The 20933-nt window shown below is 39.8% G+C and carries 22 protein-coding genes; 3 read left to right on the forward strand and 19 right to left on the reverse strand.

The annotated features are described in order from the left end of the window. Positions 1–58: 58 nt before the first annotated feature. The 7 genes from typA to pdhA all read right to left on the reverse strand — a co-directional run bounded on the left by typA (position 59) and on the right by pdhA (position 8109). Positions 59–1903, reverse strand: a complete 1845-nt coding sequence (gene typA, locus LMB56_RS05540; RefSeq protein ID WP_003666816.1) for a translational GTPase TypA — start codon at positions 1901–1903, stop codon at positions 59–61. Positions 1904–2009: 106 nt separating this feature from the next. After that, positions 2010–2783: an inositol monophosphatase family protein gene (locus tag LMB56_RS05545; RefSeq protein WP_229279970.1), complete on the reverse strand. Its 774-nt coding sequence runs from the start codon at positions 2781–2783 to the stop codon at positions 2010–2012. After that, positions 2776–3069 carry a UPF0223 family protein gene (locus LMB56_RS05550; RefSeq protein WP_229279971.1) on the reverse strand — a complete coding sequence of 98 codons (294 nt, stop codon included), beginning with the start codon at positions 3067–3069 and terminating at the stop codon, positions 2776–2778. Before LMB56_RS05550 ends, LMB56_RS05545 begins: the two co-directional genes overlap by 8 nt. A gap of 156 nt (positions 3070–3225) precedes the next feature. Continuing rightward, positions 3226–4653, reverse strand: a complete 1428-nt coding sequence (gene lpdA, locus LMB56_RS05555) for a dihydrolipoyl dehydrogenase (protein WP_003668265.1) — start codon at positions 4651–4653, stop codon at positions 3226–3228. A 3-nt stretch (positions 4654–4656) separates the two neighbouring features. After that, positions 4657–5991: a 2-oxo acid dehydrogenase subunit E2 gene (locus LMB56_RS05560; protein ID WP_094512509.1), complete on the reverse strand. Its 1335-nt coding sequence runs from the start codon at positions 5989–5991 to the stop codon at positions 4657–4659. A 31-nt stretch (positions 5992–6022) separates the two neighbouring features. Beyond that, positions 6023–7000, reverse strand: coding sequence for an alpha-ketoacid dehydrogenase subunit beta (locus tag LMB56_RS05565; RefSeq protein ID WP_003666809.1), 978 nt, complete (start codon positions 6998–7000; stop codon positions 6023–6025). 2 nt (positions 7001–7002) lie between these two features. Beyond that, positions 7003–8109, reverse strand: a complete 1107-nt coding sequence (gene pdhA, locus LMB56_RS05570) for a pyruvate dehydrogenase (acetyl-transferring) E1 component subunit alpha (RefSeq protein ID WP_019252621.1) — start codon at positions 8107–8109, stop codon at positions 7003–7005. Between the two features lie 256 nt (positions 8110–8365). Here pdhA and def point away from each other — a divergent pair, with 256 nt between their 5' ends. Next, positions 8366–8926, forward strand: a complete 561-nt coding sequence (gene def, locus LMB56_RS05575) for a peptide deformylase (protein WP_065532792.1) — start codon at positions 8366–8368, stop codon at positions 8924–8926. Positions 8927–8978: 52 nt separating this feature from the next. On the opposite strand, the gene LMB56_RS05580 is transcribed toward def, so the two are convergent. Then, positions 8979–9455, reverse strand: coding sequence for a hypothetical protein (locus LMB56_RS05580; protein ID WP_003666804.1), 477 nt, complete (start codon positions 9453–9455; stop codon positions 8979–8981). Between the two features lie 135 nt (positions 9456–9590). Between LMB56_RS05580 and LMB56_RS05585 the strand changes: the two genes are divergently transcribed. Both LMB56_RS05585 and LMB56_RS05590 read left to right on the forward strand, forming a co-directional pair. Next, entirely contained in the window at positions 9591–9803 is a 213-nt protein-coding gene (locus LMB56_RS05585; RefSeq protein WP_003666803.1) for a DNA-directed RNA polymerase subunit epsilon, read from the forward strand. A 133-nt stretch (positions 9804–9936) separates the two neighbouring features. Beyond that, positions 9937–10884: a diacylglycerol/lipid kinase family protein gene (locus LMB56_RS05590; RefSeq protein WP_003668272.1), complete on the forward strand. Its 948-nt coding sequence runs from the start codon at positions 9937–9939 to the stop codon at positions 10882–10884. Positions 10885–10959: 75 nt separating this feature from the next. Here the strand turns inward: LMB56_RS05590 and LMB56_RS05595 are convergent, their stop codons facing one another. From LMB56_RS05595 to dapD, 11 genes are all read right to left on the reverse strand, one after another. Further along, positions 10960–11163, reverse strand: coding sequence for a hypothetical protein (locus LMB56_RS05595; RefSeq protein ID WP_003668273.1), 204 nt, complete (start codon positions 11161–11163; stop codon positions 10960–10962). A gap of 152 nt (positions 11164–11315) precedes the next feature. Beyond that, positions 11316–12749: a C40 family peptidase gene (locus LMB56_RS05600; RefSeq protein ID WP_229283832.1), complete on the reverse strand. Its 1434-nt coding sequence runs from the start codon at positions 12747–12749 to the stop codon at positions 11316–11318. A 169-nt stretch (positions 12750–12918) separates the two neighbouring features. Then, the gene (locus LMB56_RS05605; protein WP_003674385.1) at positions 12919–13215 is read right to left on the reverse strand and encodes a hypothetical protein; all 297 of its coding nucleotides are present in this window, start codon (positions 13213–13215) and stop codon (positions 12919–12921) included. Continuing rightward, positions 13208–13591: a hypothetical protein gene (locus LMB56_RS05610; RefSeq protein WP_019254055.1), complete on the reverse strand. Its 384-nt coding sequence runs from the start codon at positions 13589–13591 to the stop codon at positions 13208–13210. The genes LMB56_RS05605 and LMB56_RS05610 overlap by 8 nt, the downstream gene beginning before the upstream one ends. A 232-nt stretch (positions 13592–13823) precedes the next feature. Next, entirely contained in the window at positions 13824–14975 is a 1152-nt protein-coding gene (locus LMB56_RS05615; protein ID WP_229283831.1) for a glycerate kinase family protein, read from the reverse strand. A gap of 81 nt (positions 14976–15056) precedes the next feature. Further along, a complete protein-coding gene (locus LMB56_RS05620) occupies positions 15057–16115 on the reverse strand; it encodes an aspartate-semialdehyde dehydrogenase (RefSeq protein WP_229283830.1) in 1059 nt (352 codons plus the stop codon). Between the two features lie 19 nt (positions 16116–16134). Continuing rightward, positions 16135–17319: an aminotransferase class I/II-fold pyridoxal phosphate-dependent enzyme gene (locus LMB56_RS05625; RefSeq protein WP_229283829.1), complete on the reverse strand. Its 1185-nt coding sequence runs from the start codon at positions 17317–17319 to the stop codon at positions 16135–16137. Between the two features lie 12 nt (positions 17320–17331). Further along, positions 17332–18111 carry a 4-hydroxy-tetrahydrodipicolinate reductase gene (gene dapB, locus LMB56_RS05630; RefSeq protein ID WP_229283828.1) on the reverse strand — a complete coding sequence of 260 codons (780 nt, stop codon included), beginning with the start codon at positions 18109–18111 and terminating at the stop codon, positions 17332–17334. Positions 18112–18114: 3 nt separating this feature from the next. Then, a complete protein-coding gene (gene dapA, locus LMB56_RS05635) occupies positions 18115–19038 on the reverse strand; it encodes a 4-hydroxy-tetrahydrodipicolinate synthase (protein WP_229267810.1) in 924 nt (307 codons plus the stop codon). 27 nt (positions 19039–19065) lie between these two features. Then, a complete protein-coding gene (locus LMB56_RS05640) occupies positions 19066–20217 on the reverse strand; it encodes an N-acetyldiaminopimelate deacetylase (RefSeq protein WP_229283827.1) in 1152 nt (383 codons plus the stop codon). Positions 20218–20221: 4 nt separating this feature from the next. Then, positions 20222–20932, reverse strand: a complete 711-nt coding sequence (gene dapD / locus LMB56_RS05645; RefSeq protein WP_229267807.1) for a 2,3,4,5-tetrahydropyridine-2,6-dicarboxylate N-acetyltransferase — start codon at positions 20930–20932, stop codon at positions 20222–20224. Position 20933 lies beyond the last annotated feature (1 nt).

Consider the following 20933-nt stretch of genomic DNA (forward strand, 5'->3'; position numbering starts at 1 on the left):
ATTATACAACAAAAAAAAGCTCGGAAAGCTAGTTAGCCTCCCAAGCTTTTTTAAATATTTACTTCCGTGAAGCAGCACGACGACGCTTAGCTTCCTTTTCACGGGCATTTGTGTTAAGGGTCTTCTTCCGTAAACGGATATTTTCTGGAGTTACTTCACAGTATTCATCTTCATTTAAGAATTCGAGTGATTCTTCAAGGGAGAAGTGAGTAGGGGTCTTAATGTGAGCCATTTCATCAGAACCAGCAGCACGAACGTTCGTTAAGTTCTTACCCTTGGTGATGTTAACAGTAATATCATTTTCACGACTGTTTTCACCAACGATCATACCTTCGTAAACTTCCGTACCTGGATCAATCAATAATTGACCACGACTTTCGATACCCATCATTGCGTAAGTAGTAGCCTTACCAGCATTCATGGACACAAGAGTACCCTTTTGACGACCAGGGTTCCAGTTCTTGATAACTGGTGCGTATTTTTCAAAGGTATGGCTCATGATTCCGTAACCACGGGTCATAGTCATAAATTCAGTTGAGTATCCAATCAAACCACGTGATGGTGCTAAGAAGATAAGACGAGTTTGACCATTTTCGCCTGGTTCCATGTTCTTCATTTCACCCTTACGTTTAGAAAGGCTATCAATAACTGAACCAGTATATTCATCTGGAGTATCAATTTGAACTTCTTCAAATGGTTCACTCATTACACCATCAATTTCACGGTAAATAACTTGTGGACGTGATACAGATAATTCATATCCTTCACGACGTAATGTTTCGATCAAGATAGAAAGGTGCAATTCCCCACGACCTGAAACAGTCCAGGCACCTGGATCATCAGTATCTTCAACCTTTAAGGACACATCAGTTTGCATTTCACGCTTCAAACGATCTTCAAGCTGACGGGCAGTAACAAATTTACCTTCACGACCAGCAAATGGAGAATCGTTGGTCCGGAAAGTCATTTGTAATGTAGGTGGATCAATCCGTAATGGAGTGATTGCTTCAGGGTGTTCTGCATCAGCCACAGTTTCACCAACGTTGATGTCTTCCATCCCAGAAACCGCAATCAAATCACCGGCTTCAGCTTCATTAATTTCCAAACGCTTCAAACCGAAGAAACCAAAGAGCTTAGTAACCCGGAAATTCTTCTTTGAGCCATCAAGCTTCATTAAGGTAACATTATCGCCGACCTTAATCTTACCACGGAAGACACGACCGATACCGATTCGACCAACGAAGTCATTGTAATCTAAGATAGCAACTTGGAATTGAAGTGGTTCATCAGAATTGTCTACTGGAGCAGGAATTGTCTTGATAATAGTATCAAACAATGGCTTCATGGTATGTTCTTGAGTAGAAACATCTGAATCATAACTTGAAGTACCGTTCATTGCAGAAGTGTAAACAACTGGGAAGTCGAGTTGATCTTCATCTGCACCTAATTCGATAAAGAGGTCAAGAACTTCATCCACAACTTCTTCAGGACGAGCACCTTTACGGTCAACCTTATTAATCACAACAATTGGTGTTAAGTGTTGTTCAAGGGCCTTCTTAAGAACGAACCGTGTCTGAGGCATTGTCCCTTCAAAAGCATCCACAACAAGTAATACACCATCAACCATCTTCATAACACGTTCAACTTCACCACCGAAGTCCGCGTGTCCTGGTGTATCCAAGATGTTAATTTGGTGATTGTCATATTTAACAGCAGTATTTTTTGAAAGAATAGTAATACCACGTTCACGCTCAATAGCGTTAGTATCCATCGCACGATCTTCAATTGAGAAGTGTTCTGGTAAAGTATCTGATTGCTTCAACATTTCGTTAACTAAGGTAGTCTTACCGTGGTCAACGTGGGCAATAATCGCAATGTTACGAATGTCGTCACGAGTTTTCAAAACTTGATTCTCCCTTTCGTCATATCATTTTTAAGTCGAACAGCAGCGGCCTATCAATCGCCAATTTCATAAAAAAACTGTGACATCGCGGTCACAGCCTCGACAACTAATTGATGATCTGTCGAATATCTCGACTAACCTGCCTCGTTGCTACTAATACAAGATTAGATGATAACACATTAATAGAACTACCGTCAATCGATTTCACAACTAAGCCTAATTCTTCTGCTAACATTCGCCCTGCAGCAAGGTCCCATGGCTTCAAATTCGAGATATATCCACCTAATTGACCAGTGATCACACCAATCATCTCAATACCGGCACTTCCATACATCCGTAAGCCAATTGCGTCTTGAGCGATTTTCTTTAATGCTGAATCGCCACTTAAAGTTAATGTCCGATTCATCGCTAACAAACTTTCGCGTAAGCCTAAGTCAGCTGGCTGGCTAATTTTTTGGTTGTTAATATAAACACCAGCACCCTTGCGACCGTGGTATAGACGATTATTAATTACGTCTAAAATATAGCCAAGCGTTGGTTGTCCATCAACATATAATGCCAACATAACAGCAAAATTATTATGCTGCTTAACAAAATTCATCGTTCCATCAATTGGATCAACAATCCAAACATGTTCTTGCATATTGCTTATTTGCTGGTCGCCAAATCCTTCTTCACTTAAAATTTGACTATCAGGATCAATTTTTCGCAGTTGATCATTTATTAATTGTTCATTTTCTCGGTCAATTGTCGTTACAAGGTCCGTATAATTCGTCTTCGTATCAATCTGGTAATCGTTTTCCATTTTCTGGTATGCATTTTGACCTGCTTGACGGATTATTTGTTGTGCTTTTTGATCTAACTCTTCAATACTAATCATTTTTTTGCCCAACCATCTTAATTCGCTTATCTGTTGACTCTTGTGCTGCTTTGACAACACGGTAGAGAACATAACCCGAATTCTTTTCAAATTCGCGACCCAATTGTTTCTCTTCAGCCTTTGAGGGAACGACTTGCTTAAAAGCACGATAACAATCTAAAATTTTATCTCTGTCAATCCCAACTTCATAAGCATCTTCAACCGCCCTAAACATGGCAATTACCGTTTCCATCTCTTTAGTTGTCCATGATGGATCAAGCGGATAATTATAGTTTTGTGAATTCATTTTTTGTCCCTCCATTCATTTCCTACTTGTATTATACAATCCAAACGGAAATTTAGGAATAAATGACCTAAAAGAATCCAAACAGAAAAAGTTCTTAGTGATCTCAAAATCGAGTTATTCATCACTAAGAACTTTTCTAATTTAATTTATTAAAATTTAGATGTGTGTTGGGAAGCCAAGCGCAATATCTGCAGCTTCTTGAACAGGTTCATTCAATGTTGGGTGTGGGTGAATTGTTAAAGCAACATCTTCAACATTCATACCACAGTTGACAATCAATGAAAGTTCACCAGCAAGGTCACTAACACCAGGACCGACACCTTGAGCACCAATAACATTCTTCTTATCTTTAGTATAGATTAAGCGGATAAATCCTTCGGCAGCATCAAGAGAAACAGCACGGGCATTACCGGCAAATGGGAACTGTGCAGTAGATACATCAATTCCTTTATCTTTAGCTTCTTCAACCGTCATACCAACTTGAGCTAATTCTGGATCAGCAAAACAAACCATTGGTACCCCAACCCAATCGTTAGCAGTATTCTTACCAGCAATTGCACCAGCAGCAGTCTTAGCTTCAAAGAATGCCTTGTGAGCAAGTGCAGGACCAGGAACAATATCTCCAATAGCCCAAATACCAGGTACATTCGTCCGGCCTTGTTCATCAACAATTACCTGATGGCGGTCATTTAACTTAACATTTGTCATATCAAGGCCAAAATCATCAGTATTTGGTTTACGACCAACAGATACCATGCAGTAGTCAGCTTTAATGCTCTTTTCGCTACCATCAACTTCATAAGTGACAGTAACACTATTTTCATCTTGCTGAGAATCTTTAGCCATTGCCTTAGTTACAATGTCTACACCCTTCTTTTCAAGATTCTTGACAACAATATCAACCATATCGTGGTCAAATCCACCAAGAATTGAATCGGTACCTTCAATAATCGTTACATGAGCACCAAGATCAGCATAGGCACCAGCTAATTCTGTACCAATGTAGCCACCACCAATTACAACTAATTCTTCTGGTACTTCCTTGAGGTTTAAGCCCCCGGTTGAATCAATAACGCGGCCTTCAAACTTAAAATGAGGAATTTCTACTGGACGGCTTCCTGTTGCAAGAATCAAATTCTTCCATGTGATAGTCCGACCATTATCATTATCCATGAATTGCTTTGGACCAGGCTTAATTACACGAAGTTGGTGGTCATTATCAAGAATTGCCTCTCCATCAATGATTTCAACCTTATGCTTCTTCAAAAGCATCTTAACTCCACGAATCATACGGTCGACAACTTTATGGTCTTTCCATTCTTGAGTCTTAGTAAAGTCTAGCTTTGCATCGGTCTTAGAAATACCGTAAATAGATGAATCTAAAGTTTCTTGGTAACGGTGGCCAGCAGCAATTAATGCTTTAGATGGTACACATCCAACGTTTAAACAAACACCACCTAAACCTGGTTCTCCCTTATCAATTAAGGTAACCTTTTGACCTAATTCTGAAGCTCGAATAGCGGCTACATAACCACCAGGACCTCCACCAACAATTACTGTATCCTTTTGTTCAACATCAGCCATTATCTAGCCCTCCATCATCAATAATTCTGGATCATGTAATAACTTGTTCATGTAGTTCAATGCATGTTGTGCAAGTCCACCATCAATTAAACGGTGATCGTAAGTCAATGATAACTTCATCATTCGACCAACAACAATTTCACCATCTTCGTTAACGTATGGTTCCTTGTCAATTCGACCAACACCAAGAATAGCAACATCTGGTTGGTTGATAACAGGGGTGAACCAGCCACCGCCAATTGAACCAATATTACTGATACTGATAGTCCGACCAGCCATTGATTCTGGACTTAGCTTGTTGTCAAAGGCTGCCTGAGTATTTTCAGTAATTTCTTTTGCAATCTCAAACATGCTCTTAGAATCTGCATTCTTAATATTTGGATTATAGAGACCATGGTCAGTGTTAGTAAGGATTCCAACGTTGTAGTAGTGCTTGTAAACAATTTCTTGAGTAGAATCATCAATTGAAGCATTTAATTCTGGGAACTTCTTACATGTGGCAACTAAGGCCTTAACAATGTATGGCAAGAAAGTCAAGTGAATATCTTGTTCTGCAGCAACTGCCTTGTACTTCTTGCGACTAGCCATTAGAGCAGATACTTCAACTTCATCAAATGATGTAACATGTGGTGAGATATCCTTTGATTCACGAGTAGTCTTAGCGATAATCTTCCGCATATTAGACATTGGTTCACGTTCTTCAAGGTCGGCATTCCATGGCTTGATTGTATTACCAGCGGTCTTAGCTGCAACTGGAGCAGTCTTAGCTGACGCAGCCGTACTCTTTTCTTCCTTAGCTGGAGCAGCTGCCCCATTAAAGTTATCAATATCCTCTTTAAGGACTTGACCGTGGTTACCGCTTGGTTGAACAAGTGAGATGTCAACACCCTTATCACGGGCATATTGACGAACAGAAGGCATTGCCATTACAAGCTTATTTGGTTCTGCAAGTGGGGCTACTCCACCCTTTGAAGAATTATCTTCTGAAGGAGAATCTGCAGCTGGAGCCGTGGATTCTTCACTTTCAGTAGCTTCTTCACTGCCTGTATCAGTTTCATCATCATCGTCTTCACTTTCGACGTTTGTACTAATGCCAGGCTTACCATCATCAATTTCAGCGAGCTTGTCGCCTTTTTCAACATGGTCGTCTTCTTTTACAAATAATTTTTTGACAGTTCCATCAACTGGAGATACCAATTGAGTAGTTGATTTATCAGTTTGAATTTCAATTAAAGGATCATCAGCTTTAATTGCTTCTCCTTCTTTAACGAGCCAAGAAGCAACATCACCTTCAGTTAATCCTTCTCCCATTTCTGGTAGTCTAAAAATGTATGCCATATTGTATTAACACCCTTTCTATTCCGTACTTTTAGTAATTAATTACTTCCCGTACGGCATCCTCAATATCACGTGCACCTGGAAGCCAAACATTTTCAGCTTGTGGGAATGGATATACTGAGTTAGGAGCAGCAACCCGAGTAACAGGAGCATCAAGGTACATAATTGCACCTTCTGAAATAGCTGATGCAACTTGGGCACCAACACCAGCCATCTTTTGTGCTTCTTGAACAATAACTACTCGGTGCGTCTTCTTAATTGATTCAAAGATCGTGTCAGTATCAAGTGGGTAAAGAGAACGCAAGTCGATAATCTCAGCAGAAATATTGTCCTTAGCTAATTTCTTAGCAGCTTTTTGTGCTTCTGATACTTCACCGCCATAAGCGATAATTGTAACATCAGTACCTTCTTGAACAACATTTGCTTTGTCCAACGGAACAGTATACTTGTCATCAGGAACTTCACCTTTGACTGAACGATAGAGACGAAGGTTTTCAAGGAAAAGAACTGGATCGTTATTTTCAATTGCAGAAATAATCAAGCCCTTAGCATCATAGGCAGAACTTGGTGCAACAACCCGTAATCCTGGAATACCAACGAAGAAGTTTTCAAGATCATCCCCGTGCAATTCAGCAGTATGAGTACCACCACCATAAGGAGTCCGAATAGTAATTGGTGCATGCTTAGTTCCATTATATTGGAAACGGATCCGTGACATTTGAGCAGCGATAGAATCCATTGCTTCAAAAGTAAAGCCCATGAATTGAATTTCTGGTACTGGACGCCAGCCAGTTGCTGCTAAACCAATTGACATTCCTAAAATACCTGATTCGGCAAGAGGGGTACTAAATACTCGATCAACACCGTATTTTTCTTGAAGACCATTAGTAGCACGGAAAACACCACCGTTTTTACCAACATCTTCACCGAATACTAAAGTCTTAGGATCTTCGGCTAAAGCGATGTCAATACCTTCAGTAATAGCTTTGATATAAGTCTTTTTAGCCATGATTACTTCGACTCCTTTTCTTCGTACTTCTTAATTTGTTCTTTAATGTCTGGAGTTGGTACTTCAAACGTCCGCTTCAACATATCGCTAACTTTTTCAGGTTCTACTGAGTCAGCTTCTTTCATTGCTTCTTTAAAGCTTTGTTTGCATTCATCAGCATACTTTTGTTCTTCTTCTTCAGACCAAAGTCCCTTTTTCGTTAGGTACTTGCGAAGACGAATCAATGGATCTTTATCAAACCATGGCTTTGTTTCATCCTCAGTCCGGTAACGAGTAGGATCATCACCTGCTGAACTGTGAGCACCGAACCGGTATGTTAATGTCTCAATTAGCACTGGTCCATTACCAGCAGCAGCAAATTCACGAGCTTCCTTTGCAACTTCATAACATGCAAGGACGTCCATTCCATCAACTTGAACACCTGGAATCCCAGCAGCAACAGCCTTTTGAGCAATTGTTTGTGCTTCAGTTTGCAACTTTCGTGGGAACGAAATAGCCCATCCATTATTTTGAATAATAAATACACCAGGTACTTGGAATACACCAGCAAAGTTCATTCCTTCATAAGTATCCCCTTGTGAACTTCCACCTTCACCAGTGTAAGCATAGGCAACAGTGTCTTTCTCACCATTCTTCTTAATTCCAAGAGCACCACCAGCCATTTCGACCATCTGTGCTCCGATAATGATTTGTGGCCGGAGAGCACGTGCATCAAAAAGGTTACCTTTGATGTGTCCCTTTGACCATAAGTACATTTGAGCAACAGTTGCTCCATGTTGAATTAATTGTGGCAAATCACGATAAGCTGGGAAAAGGAAGTCTTGCTTCTTAAATGCAGCAGCTGTTCCCATTTCAGAAGCTTCTTCACCCCAAGTTGGAGCATAGAAGCCTAATCGACCTTGCTTTGAGAAACTCATTGTTTGTTCATGCAAGGCACGTTCCCAAACCATTTTTTTCATTAAGTCAACTAATAATTCATCACTGAAATTAGCCATTAATTCTTCGTTAACAACATTTCCGTCGTTATCAAGAATTTGTACGGGTTTTGCATAAGGTACCCCTTCATTGGCTTTAATCTCAGCAAAATTGACAGCTTTGGTATTGGCCATATTCAACATTCCTTTCCAAATTCAATTAACATCATGTAAGCGATTGCTTACCTACATTTATAGTATAACTTATTACCTGAATAATACAAGCGCTTTCATTAACTTAATAGACAAAAACGTTATTCTTTTCCATTAAAATTAAACGTTTTCGCTTAAAAATACTATTTTTTAACTAAAATATATCTTAATTAGCAATTTCTGCTAGATATGATAGACTATAATATGACTGAATTTTTATATGGAGGCATAGTGAGTAATGTATTTAATGAAAGATATTACCCGTGATGGCAATCCCGTTTTACGTAAACGAGCTGCTAAGGTCTCATTCCCCCTATCTGATGAAGACCAAAAATTAGCTAAAGATATGATGAAATACTTAGAAGTAAGTCAAGATCCTGAATTATGTGAAAAATACAAGTTACGAGCTGGCGTTGGCCTTGCTGCTCCTCAAGTTGGTGTTTCAAAGCAAATGGCTGCTGTCCTTGTTCCTGCACCTGATGAAGATGAAAAGCCCTTATTTAAGGACGTTATTATTAATCCAGTAATCGTCAGTGAATCGGTTCAATATGGTGCTCTTACTGAAGGTGAAGGTTGTCTTTCAGTTGACAAAGATGTACCTGGCTACGTGCCACGACATGACCGCATCACATTACGTTATCAAGACGTTAATGGTGAAACGCATAAGGTACGATTAAAGCATTACCCAGCAATTGTTTGTCAGCATGAAATTGACCATTTGCATGGGGTGCTATTTTACGATCATATTAATAAAGATCAACCATTTGAGGCGCCTGCAGATACAGTGATGATTAGTTAATTTTTATAAAAAATGGTCGAGAGAAAACCACACTTTCTCCCGGCCATTTTAACTAATTACTATTTTGATTTAATTTTTCTAAATCTTCAATGTACTCAACAGTTGCTTCATTTATCAAATAGGCAATATCGATATGCAAAATCCCCTCATATTTCCACCAATCGGTTATAATAAACGGTTGAGAAGCGTTGGGAGCCATCTTTAACTGATGTTGTTTTGCGTATTCATCAAGTTTTGCTGCTAGTTTTTGACGTGTGAAATCATCAAGATTAATATTTTCTTTTTTATAATCAAAATGGTATTCAAAAGCAAGCACACCTTTTCCCCAAACATCGGCAACAATTTGAGAATTCAGATTTTTATTCCAATGTAACATTTCTTTCAAACTAGTATTTAACGCTGCATCAGTAACGTCTTGAGCATTTTTCTGTACCATCATCGTTGCTCGCTTAAGAAATACGCGATGGATCGTTAAATAAAGGGCAATAACAATTATTGCTGCTAAAATACAGATTAAGAATATAACCATGACTATCACCTCGTTGGCCTTTACCTTTATTTAATAATACCATGTTAGGAAAATTTAAGACACTTTTGGTCATCTGTGATAGAATAATAAAGTAAATTACTGCATAATATCTTTAATTAAGGAGTTTTTAACAGTATGACTTTTAAAGTATACTACCAAGCTGATAAGACAAAACGCCCAGTTCGTGAAAATACTCAATCATTGTATATTGAAGCTGATTCAGAAGCTGAAGCACTTTTAATGGTTGAACACAACACTGACTACAATATTGAATTTGTAGAACAACTTGATGAAAAGGCCCTTGCTTACGAAAAGCAAAACCCTAACTTTAAGTTGACGACGTTCTAAGCTTTTAATCATTAACAGAGGCTGAGAAAAACGCTTGTTTTTCTCAGCCTCCAACTTTCTTATGAACATTAGAAAAATACTAAATTAATTATATTATTTTTGCTTTTTGGCACCATTCAAAGGAGGAATATTGATGAATTATTCAATCATCCTCAACCGTCATGCTGGTAATGGCAATGCAGAAAAGGCATGGTCGTCAATCAAACCAGTCTTAGATCAACAACAAATTGATTATCACATGGAAACAACTAAGTATCCTAATCATGGAGAATACCTTGCTAGCCAAATCGCCCAATCCCATAATGCGGGATCAACAATTGTCATTGCGATTGGTGGTGATGGTACGCTACATCAAGTTGTTAATGGACTTATGAAGACAGCCAAGCGATTGAATAAAGAACCACTTGCGGTTGGATATATTCCTGCTGGGACAGGAAATGATTTTGCCCGCGGTTACGGAATTTCTATGCATCCACAAAGGGCATTAAATCAAATTTTAACTGCAGACGCACCACAAAAAATTAACATTGGTCATTATCATGAGGCGATTCGGGGTGAAGAAGGCTATTTTCTTAATAATTTAGGAATTGGTTTTGACGCGGCAATTGTTAGTCGTGCTAATACATTCAAGGCTCATCACAAGAAAAATCATATCGGACGTTTCACCTACCTCCAAAAGGCAATTGGAGTAATCTATGATCAAGAGCCCTTTACCTTGATGATTCAATCTGGGCGTGAACGCTTTATTTTTCCTAAAGCTTATATCGCAATTACCAGCAATCATCCATTTATCGGTGGCGGATTTAAGGTCGCACCAAATGCTTCATTAAAGAAACCATCATTGGAATTAGTCGTTGCTGAACGAAAAGGTTGGCCTATGACAATCTGGCAATTGCTACAGTTAGCCCGGGGTAAGTTAGACCAATCAAAATTTGCCCACCACTTCCAAAGCGATAATCTCCACATCACAACTACTTCACTAGAATTTAGTCAAACTGATGGAGAAGAGATTGGTAATCGTTTTATCGACCTCACCTTAGACATTAGTCAATATCCAATTTGGCAAACAATAGAAAAATAAGTTAAAAGCAGTAAGCACAGAAGAAAAATTTTTTCTTCTAGCACTTACTGCTTTTTTGTTAATATTTTTATTTTATTAATCTTCAGAAGCTTCCATGGCTTCTAAAATAATCCGTAACTGACTGCATTCTTCCCGTAAAGATTGCATCTCTTCACCGTACTTTGGTTGAATAGTAACAGTCTGAGTACCCGTATTTTCCTGTCCCTCTTGTTTACATAAATCATCCAAACGGGACTGTGCACGATATAAATCTTCTTCAATTTCATGTTTGTTACTCATATTTAACACTCCCCAATAAATGTGAAATATTTTTAGAGCAATACTGGAATTGCAATATAAGATAAGATAACACGAGCATAGAAGAATGTTAACCCTTTTTAGGTTACATCTTTGTTACTATCTAATGAAAAAGCTCTAATAATCTATCAGAACTATTTAACTGTTCCGGCAAAACTTGGATTAAAGTATGGACTAATTGTATAAGTCGATACATTAGTTCCAGGGTGAGCAGCTGCTACATATTGATTATTTCCTGTATAAATAGCTGTATGGTAAGTTGAACCATGGTTACCCCAGAATAAAAGATCACCTGGCTTAGCTTCACTAACTGGATGTTGGTCCACACAGTTTTCAAGTGCTCCTGTATAGTGTGGTAATTGCTTACCTTCCGCATTAGCATAAACATACTTAACTAATCCAGAACAATCCATTCCACTAAGACTTTCACCACCCCATACGTATGGAACACTATTAGAGTTAGCAATCTTAGTGGCAAGGCTAACTACAGAACCATGTTGTAAATCTTGATTAGTAGTTGCTGCTTGCTGTGCAGGTTGACTAGCAGCCGCTTGTGATTGTTGCGGTTGAGTTTGTGATGTTACAGCAGTTGTTTGTTGTGAAGCAGCAGCATTACTGTTCTGAACGTTAACCGTTGCTTGTGATGCTGGGGCAGTCTGTGATTGTGGTGCTTGACTTGCTACTGGTGCTGCTTGAACAAATGATTGTCCATATAAAGCAGTCGTATTTACAGCTGTTGAAGCAGCCTGACTAACTGCAACGTTTTGCGTTTGTGGTGCAACACTATTTTCAGCTGAGGCAGAAGCAGTATTAGCTGTAGTAGTTTGAGCAGCATCTGTTGCAGTTGCTACGCTATTAGCAGCTGAGGAGCCAGTCGCAACCGTAGCTGTGTTATTTGTAAGAGTTGCGTTGCTATTGGCAGCACTTTGACTAGGAACAGTTCCTGCTGGTTGGCTACTAGCCACAGCTTGTTGAGGCACAGAAGCAGAGGCAACTGCTGAAGTTTGAACCTGAACCGATGAAGTTGCATCTGTCGATTGAGCAACTGGTTGCTGAGGTGATACACTCGCATCAGCAACAGGAGCACTTACAACAGGTGCGTTTACAGCAGTTAAGATCGCAGGACCTGTTACACTGAGTTGTTGTCCAATGTATAATGAGTCATTAGTGCTTAGGTTATTCCATGCCATTAATTGACTAACCGTTACATTATAACGATCAGCAATAGAGCTAAGCGTGTCGCCAGGCTTAACAGTATAACTACCATCAGCATTCAAATCAGCGCTAGCATCATGTTGAGCAGTAGGCAACGTTAATTGTTGACCAACCGTAATTAAGTCGATGCTATCGTTTATCTTCTTAACTGAAGGATTTGCTTGTTCTAATGCACTAACAGAAAGTCCATGTTGTTTTGCAAGCCCCCAAATAGTGTCACCAGACTTAACAGTAAGCTGTTCAGCATTAACTGCTTGTGTTGTTACTGCTAATAAACTTAAGGCACTAACTGCTCCTGCAAAAACGCCACGAGATCGATGGTTATTTGAATGATGTGTTCTTTTTTTACTCATATAAATAAAACACCCTCCCAATAAGTTCCTAAAAACTAAACAAATAATAATAAATTAGTGAAATACACAATTCTAACTTTACCATTAATTTTTAAATGCGTATAGCAATTATTAGATAGTTCTTAAAAAAAGTTACTCTTTCTTAAAATATTAACTATTATAATAATATTTAATCTATCATTTCGTTTTTTACACGATCCATACGAGTTACTAACAACAATTCAATAATTGTAATAATACTCATTAATAGAACTGAGTAACGACTAGTCGTCATGAAAACAATAATTGCTAAGATACACAAGATCCAATTCAACCGTTTCTCTTGACGAATTACTCGGATAAAATCCTTCGTAACTTTATCTGGTCGTTGACTTGCCAAAAATCCAAGTTGACTATGCAAACGATTTTCCCAAATCACTAATCCTAAAAAGGCAATTGAAATAATAAACGTTATTAAGCTATTCATCATTATCCTCGCTATCATCGGCATGCACCGTCTTATTATTTGCTTGTGATTCATTGTATCGCGCGGATAAAATCTGCTGATACTTTTCCATGATTACTTTATTGATCGGTGTATCATTTAGGGTTGGATATTTTTCTTTTATTTTTTCCAAAACATCATCTGAAAAGTCATAAACGGTCTTAACTTCCTTTTCACCATTAAGAAATGCCAACGTCTCATCATAGTCCAGAGTTATTAAATCGCGCTGTGTACGGTCAGCATCTGGCTGGTGAAGAACATCCGGATCATCTTTTAGATCTTCCCGAAAGCCGTTTTCATCATATTGATATTTATTATCTTCCATTTTTAAATTCTCCTTGATTATCTTCCAATTCATTATACGGTCTTTATAAGACTAAGCCAAGCCAGTAATTTGCTATAAAAAGTGCATAGAAAACAGTCTTCTCGACAAGGCGGTTGGCTAAACTAAGGAGGAGTCACGGGCTGATTATCGTTCAGACGTGAGCCTTGTGACGACGCGAAGCTAGAGTTCTACGTTATCTTGCAATTGTTCGTGAAAATAGCAGAGGGTGAGAAAAAAGCAAAGTTTTTCCACCCTCTTTTAATTCTTAATTATTAACATGACTCACTTTAATTAAACGTGCAACGTTTTCCGCTGTTTGAGCAATATCAATAGGTGCATCCGCTAATGCTGCTTTTAATGGTTTAGCCCCTTCAGGAGTTGCAAAAATTGCATCAATGGCCGTGGATGAATATAGATCATTTACACCTTTACCAATATTTCCAGCCAACACAATTACTGGAGCATTAGACGCCACCTCTTTAGTTGCCTTAGCGACTCCATATGGCGTTTTACCAAATTTAGTCTGGAAATCAATTCCCCCTTCACCAGTAAAAACATAATCAGCGCCAACTGCCTTTTTTTGTAGTTGAGTTGCTTCAATCACTAATTCTACTCCTCGCTTCATTGTCGCACCGGTAAATGCTATTAATCCGGCTCCTAAACCACCGGCTGCCCCTGCACCTGCCGTTTGTTCAACGTCAGGCCCACCAGCTGCAACTATTTTTCGTGCATAATGATGAAGATTTTTGTCTAAGATATTCACCATTTCGTCATCAGCTCCTTTTTGCGGGCCAAATACTGGGGCTGCCCCATTTTTTCCTGTTAATGGGTTGGTAACGTCTGATGCAATCTGAATATCTACATTTTTTAATCGAGGATCTAAGTCTCCAAAATCTATTTGCTCTAAACTTGCTAACGCACCACCGCCTAAACCAATTTCATGATTATGAGCATCCAATAAACGTGCTCCAAGCGCTTGGGCCATCCCCGCTCCGCCATCAACGGTTGCACTTCCACCAATTCCAATAATTATTTTTTTAATGTTATGGTCAAGAGCATCCTTAATTAGCTCGCCGGTACCATATGTAGTTGTAATAAGTGGGTTTGCAGTCTCCGTATTAACAAATTGAAGGCCACTTGCCGCCGCCATCTCAATCACTGCTGTTTCCCCATCACCTAATATTCCATACTCAGCATTAACTAATTTATTTAATGGATTGTGGACTTTAGCAATCATTTTTTGACCGTTAGTCGCATCAACTAAGGATTGAACAGTTCCCTCTCCTCCATCAGCCATTGGAACTAAAGCATACTCGGCATTCGGAAACACTCTTTTGATTCCTTCTGCCATCACATTTGCTGCTTCTTTTGCTGTTAATCCGCCTTTAAATGAATCTGGAGCAATTACAAATTTCATCACTGATCATCCTTTCATTTATAATCATACAAAAAATACTCCCTATATTCAGAGAGTATTTTTTATTATGATTATTAAATTTTAAACTAACCCATTTGCGACTAACCGTTCTGCATTTTCAACGGTATTCCAAGCAGCCCCTTTAAGGAGATTATCAGCAACAACCCACATATTAAAAGAACCAGGATTTTCTTCATCTGCACGGAGGCGACCAACAAAAGTGTCACGCTTACCGACAGCATTAATTGGTTGAGGATAAACCTGGTGCGCAGGATCATCCTGCAGAACTACCCCAGGAGCGTCCTTTAATACTGCCTGCAATTGGTCAACAGTTACTGTTGGATCGTCAACAGTAAAGTAAATTGATTCTCCATGAGCAATTGGGACAGGTACACGAACACAAGTGGCAGTAACCTTAATATCCTTAGCGTCCATATCGTTTAACATGATCTTCTTTGTTTCATGGATCATCTTCCATTCTTCATGAGAGTAACCATCATCTTCAAAGACATCGATCTGCGGCAATAAATTAAAGGCTAATGGATAATGCTTCTTGTCACCCTTTGTTGGCAAAATCTTGGCATCTGCTTGCATGTCTTTACCATCAAGGTAGTCTTGAGTTTCTTGTCGCAATTCATTTAAAGCTGATTGACCTGCTCCTGAAGCTGCTTGGTAAGTCGAAACAATAATTTGATTCAATCCAAATGCTTGGCGGATTGGTTCCAATGCTACCACCATTTGAATTGTCGAACAGTTAGGATTAGCAATAATTCCGTGATGATTTTTTAATGCCTCTTCATTTACTTCTGGAACTACTAGCGGTACATCGGGTTCCATCCGAAAAGCACTCGTATTATCAACACAAACTGCTCCCCGCTTTACCGCTTCTGGAAGGAACTTTTTTGACACTGATCCACCAGCAGATGAAAGCACAATATCAACCCCATCAAAAGAATCAGATGTAGTCTCTTCAACAGTGATCGGTTGGCCCTTAAATGATAATTGCTTACCAGCTGACTTAGCGGATGCCAGTAATTTCACACTCTTTACTGGAATTGTTGACTGTTCCAATTGCTGAATCATCCGTGTACCAACTGCACCAGTAGCACCCAAAATTGCGACATTATATTCTTTACTCATCTTAGTTCCTTCTTTCAACCTATCCTAAATTATTCATAAAATTTTGTAGCCGTTCAATCGCCGTATCAATAACAGAATCTGCCGCTGCATATGATAAGCGAATGTATCCTTCTCCACCAGGACCAAATGCATTCCCGGGAATTACGCCAACTTTAGCTTCGTGGGCCAGTTTACGAGCAAAGGCGAGATCATCTTTCCCAAATTGCGCAGGGATTTTAGCAAAAATATAAAATGCGCCATCTGGCAATGCAATTTCAAAGCCCATCTTTCGCATTGCACTCGCAAGTTTATCTCTCCGTTGACGATAGGCCCGCTTAAATTTTTGCGGATCATCATCCCCGTTTTCTAATGCTTCAATCGCGGCCGCTTGCGCAGTATCATTTGGGCACGTTACCATAAATGAATGCATCTTTGACATCGTTGAAATAAATTCTCCTGGGCCAGCCACATATCCTAAACGATAACCCGTCATTGCATGTGATTTTGATAAGCCACTAATCAGAATTGTCTGCTCAGGCAAAAGCGTCGCAAGTGAATGGAATGGTTGATCGTACATCAATGAACTATAAATCTCATCAACAATCGCATAAATGTGATGATCTTCAATTACTTTAGCCAGTGCTTTTAGCTCTTCTTCGGTATATGAACGGCCAGTTGGATTGTTAGGATAATTTAAGAGAACGGCCTTTACCGCAGGACCCTCTTTTGCTAATACCTCTTCTAGTCTTTCAGCGGATAGCAAAAAGCCATCATCAGCAGTATTAACTTTGATCGGTTCAGCACCAGTTAGGGAAACACTCGGGAAATATAGCGAAAATGCTGGAGTGGGAATAATTACTTTATCTCCCGGATTTAACATTGCAAAAGTTGTCGCGGTTACCGCTTCTGTTGCCCCAATCGTTACTACAATTTCGGTTTCAGGGTCATAGTAAACATGACGACTCTGCTCAAGATATTTACTAATCGCTTTGCGTAATTCAATCTTACCCTTGCTTGGTGAATAGTGAGAATCATCATTTTGAATACTTTCAATTGCCGCTTTTTTGACGTGATCTGGCACAGCAAAGTCTGGTTCACCAAGTGTTAATTTTACTAATCCAGGAACGGCAGAAATTTCTTCATCAAATGCGCGAATCTGTGCTGGCGGAACAGCTGCCAAATGACTATTTACGGTGGTTGCTAATTCAGCATGGAGTCTTGGCATTTTTTCACCCTCTTATAAAATATTTTCTAAACCAATTACCAATTTTGATAATCCATCAACTTTTTCCAGAGCAACCTTAACCCCATTCATAAAGGATTGACGGTCAAACGAGTCTTGGCGAATTGTCAGAGCCTCACCATCCCCACCAAAGAGAACTTGTTCGTGAGCAATGTACCCCGGAAGCCGAACAGCATGAATCTTAATTCCATGGTAGTCGCCACCCCGCGCACCGGTTAAACTCTCTGTTTCATCAGGATTTGTCTCATATTCAGGACGGACTTGATCGATCAACTTTGCGGTACTCAAAGCCGTTCCCGATGGGGCATCCTTTTTATCACCGTGATGCATTTCAATAATTTCAACGTCCGGGAAATACTTAGCCGCTTCCTGAGCAAATTTCATAAGAAGAACTGCCGACATCCCAAAATTAGCAGCAATCAATCCCCCCACTTGTTTTTCTTCACTGAGGCGCACCAAATCTGCTTGTTGTTCATCGGTTAAGCCGGTCGTTCCAACAATCGGCCTCATTCCGTGTTCAAGCGCAAACTTAACATTCTGATAAACAGCACTTGGCAAGGTGAAATCAATCCAAATATCAGCAACGCCATCTTCAATTTCATCCAAAGTTTGATAAGGATGAACAGATGATGCAAGGTGAAAATCAGCCATATTCTCTTTTGTTAAGGTTGGTGCAAGCGCAGCGGTAATTTCAAACCCAGCGAGTGAGTTCACTAGATCAACTGCCTTTTGTCCCATTGCTCCAGTCGCACCAGCAATTAAAACTTTTTTCATGCTTTATTCCCCCAAATTTAAAGGTAAGTTCTTAGTAGTCAGTGAATTAGTAGGTAATGATAAGGCAGCCTCTAATTCGCGTTTTTCTTCTTCATTTAATGGAAGAATTGGTAAGCGACAACTACCAACGTTAAAACCTTGCGCATTCAAAACTGCTTTAACTGGTGATGGTGATGGGAACATAAACAAAGCAGCCATCCGGGGAGTTAACCACCGTTGCAACTTACCAGCAGTTTGATAATCGCCTCGGTATAGTGAGTCATACATTTGGCGCATTTGATCGACATAGGTATGGGAAGCAACCGAGATAACCCCATTTGCTCCTAAAACCCGGGCAGTTAGAGCTTGTGCATCTTCACCCGTGAAAACTGCAAAATCAGGGTCGCGGTGTTCAACAATGTATTCAAGTTCTTCCAAAGATGTGCATTGTTTTACAGCGGCGATATTTTGATGGTGAGACAATTCTACTACGGTTTCCTGAGCCATCTTTACCCCTGTACGACCAGGAATGTTGTAAATGATGATTGGGAGGTCAACATTATCCGCAACTGCTGTGAAATGAGCAACCATTCCCCGTTGGTTAGGTTTGTTATAAGGAGGAACAACAACAAGAGCATAATCGATACCGTTAATTTGCGCAACCTCATTAGTAAAGGCAATCGTTTCCTTAGTATTATTGCTTCCAGTTCCAGCAATAACCGGAACCCGTCCGTTTACAATTTCACCGAAATGTTTGTATAGCTCAATTTTTTCATCATGAGTGAGTTCTGGAGTTTCCCCAGTAGTCCCCCCGATAACAAAACCATTACTCCCATGTTCAATTAAGTAATTTGTCAAATATTCTAAACGACCATAGTCAATATTTCCCTCATCATCAAAAGGGGTTACAATTGCCGTCATTAAGTCTGCATTTTGTAATAATGTCATATTATTTCCTCCATTATTTGTTCCCTATTAATTTTGCATCCGATATTCAAGAAAACCAGTAATCGCATCTACTCCACGTTTAATTGCTTTTTCATTGGGGGTAAGGGTGGCCGAATGTAATTGTGAATCATCTTCAACCCCAAGCCAAAACATGGTTCCCGGAAATTTAGCCAGTAAGTAGCCAAAGTCTTCCCCAGTCATTGCTGGTTCTGTTTCGATAAAGTTTACAGTTGGTGTTTCTTCCATATAATGGATAAACCGTTTTGTTAATTCTGGATTATTCTCTACTGGCCAATAGCCACCCTGATTTAATTCAAGGGAAACATCCATGTTAAAACTACGTCCGATTCCTTCACATACGTCCTTCAAGCGGTCATCAATAGTTTCAATCATCGTTTGCGTTAATCCCCGAATCGTTCCTTCAATCCGCGTATGTCCAGCAATAACATTTCGAATCGTCCCGCCGTCAATCTTTCCTAAGGTAATTACACCACTTTGAATAGGATCGATACTCCGTGAAATCACAGTCTGCACTTGAAGAATCAATGAGGCTGCCGCAACGACCGTATCATTAGCATCTTGGGGATATGCCGCATGACCGCCCTTACCATTGAGGTCAATATTAACTTCCGTGGTTCCCGCAAACAAGGTCCCCATCCGACAGCCAATTGCTCCTGCTGGCAAATCAGGATTATCATGCAAACCGTAAAACTCATCTGGTTTCCACTTTCCACTAAACAAACCCAGTTCATATGCCCGTTTTCCACCATTTTCGCTTTCTTCGGCCGGTTGGAAGAAAAACAGGATATTATCTTGCGGCTGGTGTTCACTAAAATAATTCAATACGCCTAATGCAACCGTCATATGAATATCATGACCACAGGCGTGCATTACTCCCGGATGGGTTGATGAGTATGGTAAACCTGTTTGTTCCTCAACTGGTAAAGCATCGATGTCTGTTCGATACCCAATTGTTCGTTGTGGATTCTGACCATGAACTAACACCATGAGAGCAGTTGGTAATTCCTTAAAGGTCCGAACTTCTAAAAAGGCTTGGTAAAAACTAGCAACCGTCTCAACTAAGTATTGGTGAGTGTCAAATTCCTGGAGAGCCAGTTCCGGAATTTGGTGGAGATGACGACGAATTTGAATTAATTCTTCTTCTGTTAACATCTTCATCCTCCTAAAGCTTCCGTAAATCATCCTCTAATTCAGTCTTGCCAGCGGTTTGGTCATCAACATTCTTAATAAACTTAGCAGGAACTCCCGCAACCATCGTATGAGGAGCAACGTCATGAGTAACAATTGCCCCAGCAGCAATGACGGCTCCTTCTCCTACATGAACCCCTTCAATTACCACCGCATTGGCGCCAATCATTACATTGTCATCAATGCGGACTGGTTCAGCTGAAGCCGGTTCAACCACTCCAGCTAGTACAGTACCAGCACCAATATGACAGTGGCGACCAACAATTGCACGGCCACCAAGAACTGCCCCCATATCAATCATCGAATCAGCACCAATTTCAGCACCAATATTAATTGTTGCGCCCATCATAATGACAGCATTGTCACCGATAAGAACTTTATCGCGAATAATTGCACCTGGCTCAATGCGGGCATTAATATTCTTCAAATCAAGCAAAGGCACTGCTGAATTACGCGCATCGTTTTCCACATGGTAAGATTCAATTGCTGAGCTGTATTTCTTTAATAACGGTTCGATAACTGTCCAATCACCGAAAATAACCCCCGTATGCTGTTCAAGAAAGGTTTCTACTTCTGCGGGAAATTCTAAATCATCCAAATTTCCTTTAAGGTAGACCTTTACCGGTGTCTTCTTGGGTGCGTTACTAATGTAGTTAATGATTGTTTGTGCATCTAATTCAGCCATA

This window comes from Limosilactobacillus reuteri (assembly GCF_020785355.1).
Taxonomy (GTDB): domain Bacteria; phylum Bacillota; class Bacilli; order Lactobacillales; family Lactobacillaceae; genus Limosilactobacillus; species Limosilactobacillus reuteri_I.

Excerpts from the sequence above, each read along its gene's own strand:
- dapA (WP_229267810.1), bottom strand. The coding sequence starts at position 19,038 with ATGACATTATTACAAAATGCAGACTTAATGACGGCAATTGTAACCCCT.
- LMB56_RS05560 (WP_094512509.1), bottom strand. The coding sequence starts at position 5,991 with ATGGCATACATTTTTAGACTACCAGAAATGGGAGAAGGATTAACTGAA.
- dapB (WP_229283828.1), bottom strand. The coding sequence starts at position 18,111 with ATGAAAAAAGTTTTAATTGCTGGTGCGACTGGAGCAATGGGACAAAAG.
- LMB56_RS05580 (WP_003666804.1), bottom strand. The coding sequence starts at position 9,455 with ATGGTTATATTCTTAATCTGTATTTTAGCAGCAATAATTGTTATTGCC.
- LMB56_RS05600 (WP_229283832.1), bottom strand. The coding sequence starts at position 12,749 with ATGAGTAAAAAAAGAACACATCATTCAAATAACCATCGATCTCGTGGC.
- lpdA (WP_003668265.1), bottom strand. The coding sequence starts at position 4,653 with ATGGCTGATGTTGAACAAAAGGATACAGTAATTGTTGGTGGAGGTCCT.
- LMB56_RS05565 (WP_003666809.1), bottom strand. The coding sequence starts at position 7,000 with ATGGCTAAAAAGACTTATATCAAAGCTATTACTGAAGGTATTGACATC.
- LMB56_RS05590 (WP_003668272.1), top strand. The coding sequence starts at position 9,937 with ATGAATTATTCAATCATCCTCAACCGTCATGCTGGTAATGGCAATGCA.
- LMB56_RS05620 (WP_229283830.1), bottom strand. The coding sequence starts at position 16,115 with ATGAGTAAAGAATATAATGTCGCAATTTTGGGTGCTACTGGTGCAGTT.
- LMB56_RS05610 (WP_019254055.1), bottom strand. The coding sequence starts at position 13,591 with ATGAATTGGAAGATAATCAAGGAGAATTTAAAAATGGAAGATAATAAA.
- LMB56_RS05550 (WP_229279971.1), bottom strand. The coding sequence starts at position 3,069 with ATGAATTCACAAAACTATAATTATCCGCTTGATCCATCATGGACAACT.
- LMB56_RS05640 (WP_229283827.1), bottom strand. The coding sequence starts at position 20,217 with ATGAAGATGTTAACAGAAGAAGAATTAATTCAAATTCGTCGTCATCTC.
- LMB56_RS05605 (WP_003674385.1), bottom strand. The coding sequence starts at position 13,215 with ATGAATAGCTTAATAACGTTTATTATTTCAATTGCCTTTTTAGGATTA.
- dapD (WP_229267807.1), bottom strand. The coding sequence starts at position 20,932 with ATGGCTGAATTAGATGCACAAACAATCATTAACTACATTAGTAACGCA.
- LMB56_RS05545 (WP_229279970.1), bottom strand. The coding sequence starts at position 2,783 with ATGATTAGTATTGAAGAGTTAGATCAAAAAGCACAACAAATAATCCGT.
- def (WP_065532792.1), top strand. The coding sequence starts at position 8,366 with ATGTATTTAATGAAAGATATTACCCGTGATGGCAATCCCGTTTTACGT.
- LMB56_RS05595 (WP_003668273.1), bottom strand. The coding sequence starts at position 11,163 with ATGAGTAACAAACATGAAATTGAAGAAGATTTATATCGTGCACAGTCC.
- LMB56_RS05615 (WP_229283831.1), bottom strand. The coding sequence starts at position 14,975 with ATGAAATTTGTAATTGCTCCAGATTCATTTAAAGGCGGATTAACAGCA.
- LMB56_RS05585 (WP_003666803.1), top strand. The coding sequence starts at position 9,591 with ATGACTTTTAAAGTATACTACCAAGCTGATAAGACAAAACGCCCAGTT.
- pdhA (WP_019252621.1), bottom strand. The coding sequence starts at position 8,109 with ATGGCCAATACCAAAGCTGTCAATTTTGCTGAGATTAAAGCCAATGAA.
- LMB56_RS05625 (WP_229283829.1), bottom strand. The coding sequence starts at position 17,319 with ATGCCAAGACTCCATGCTGAATTAGCAACCACCGTAAATAGTCATTTG.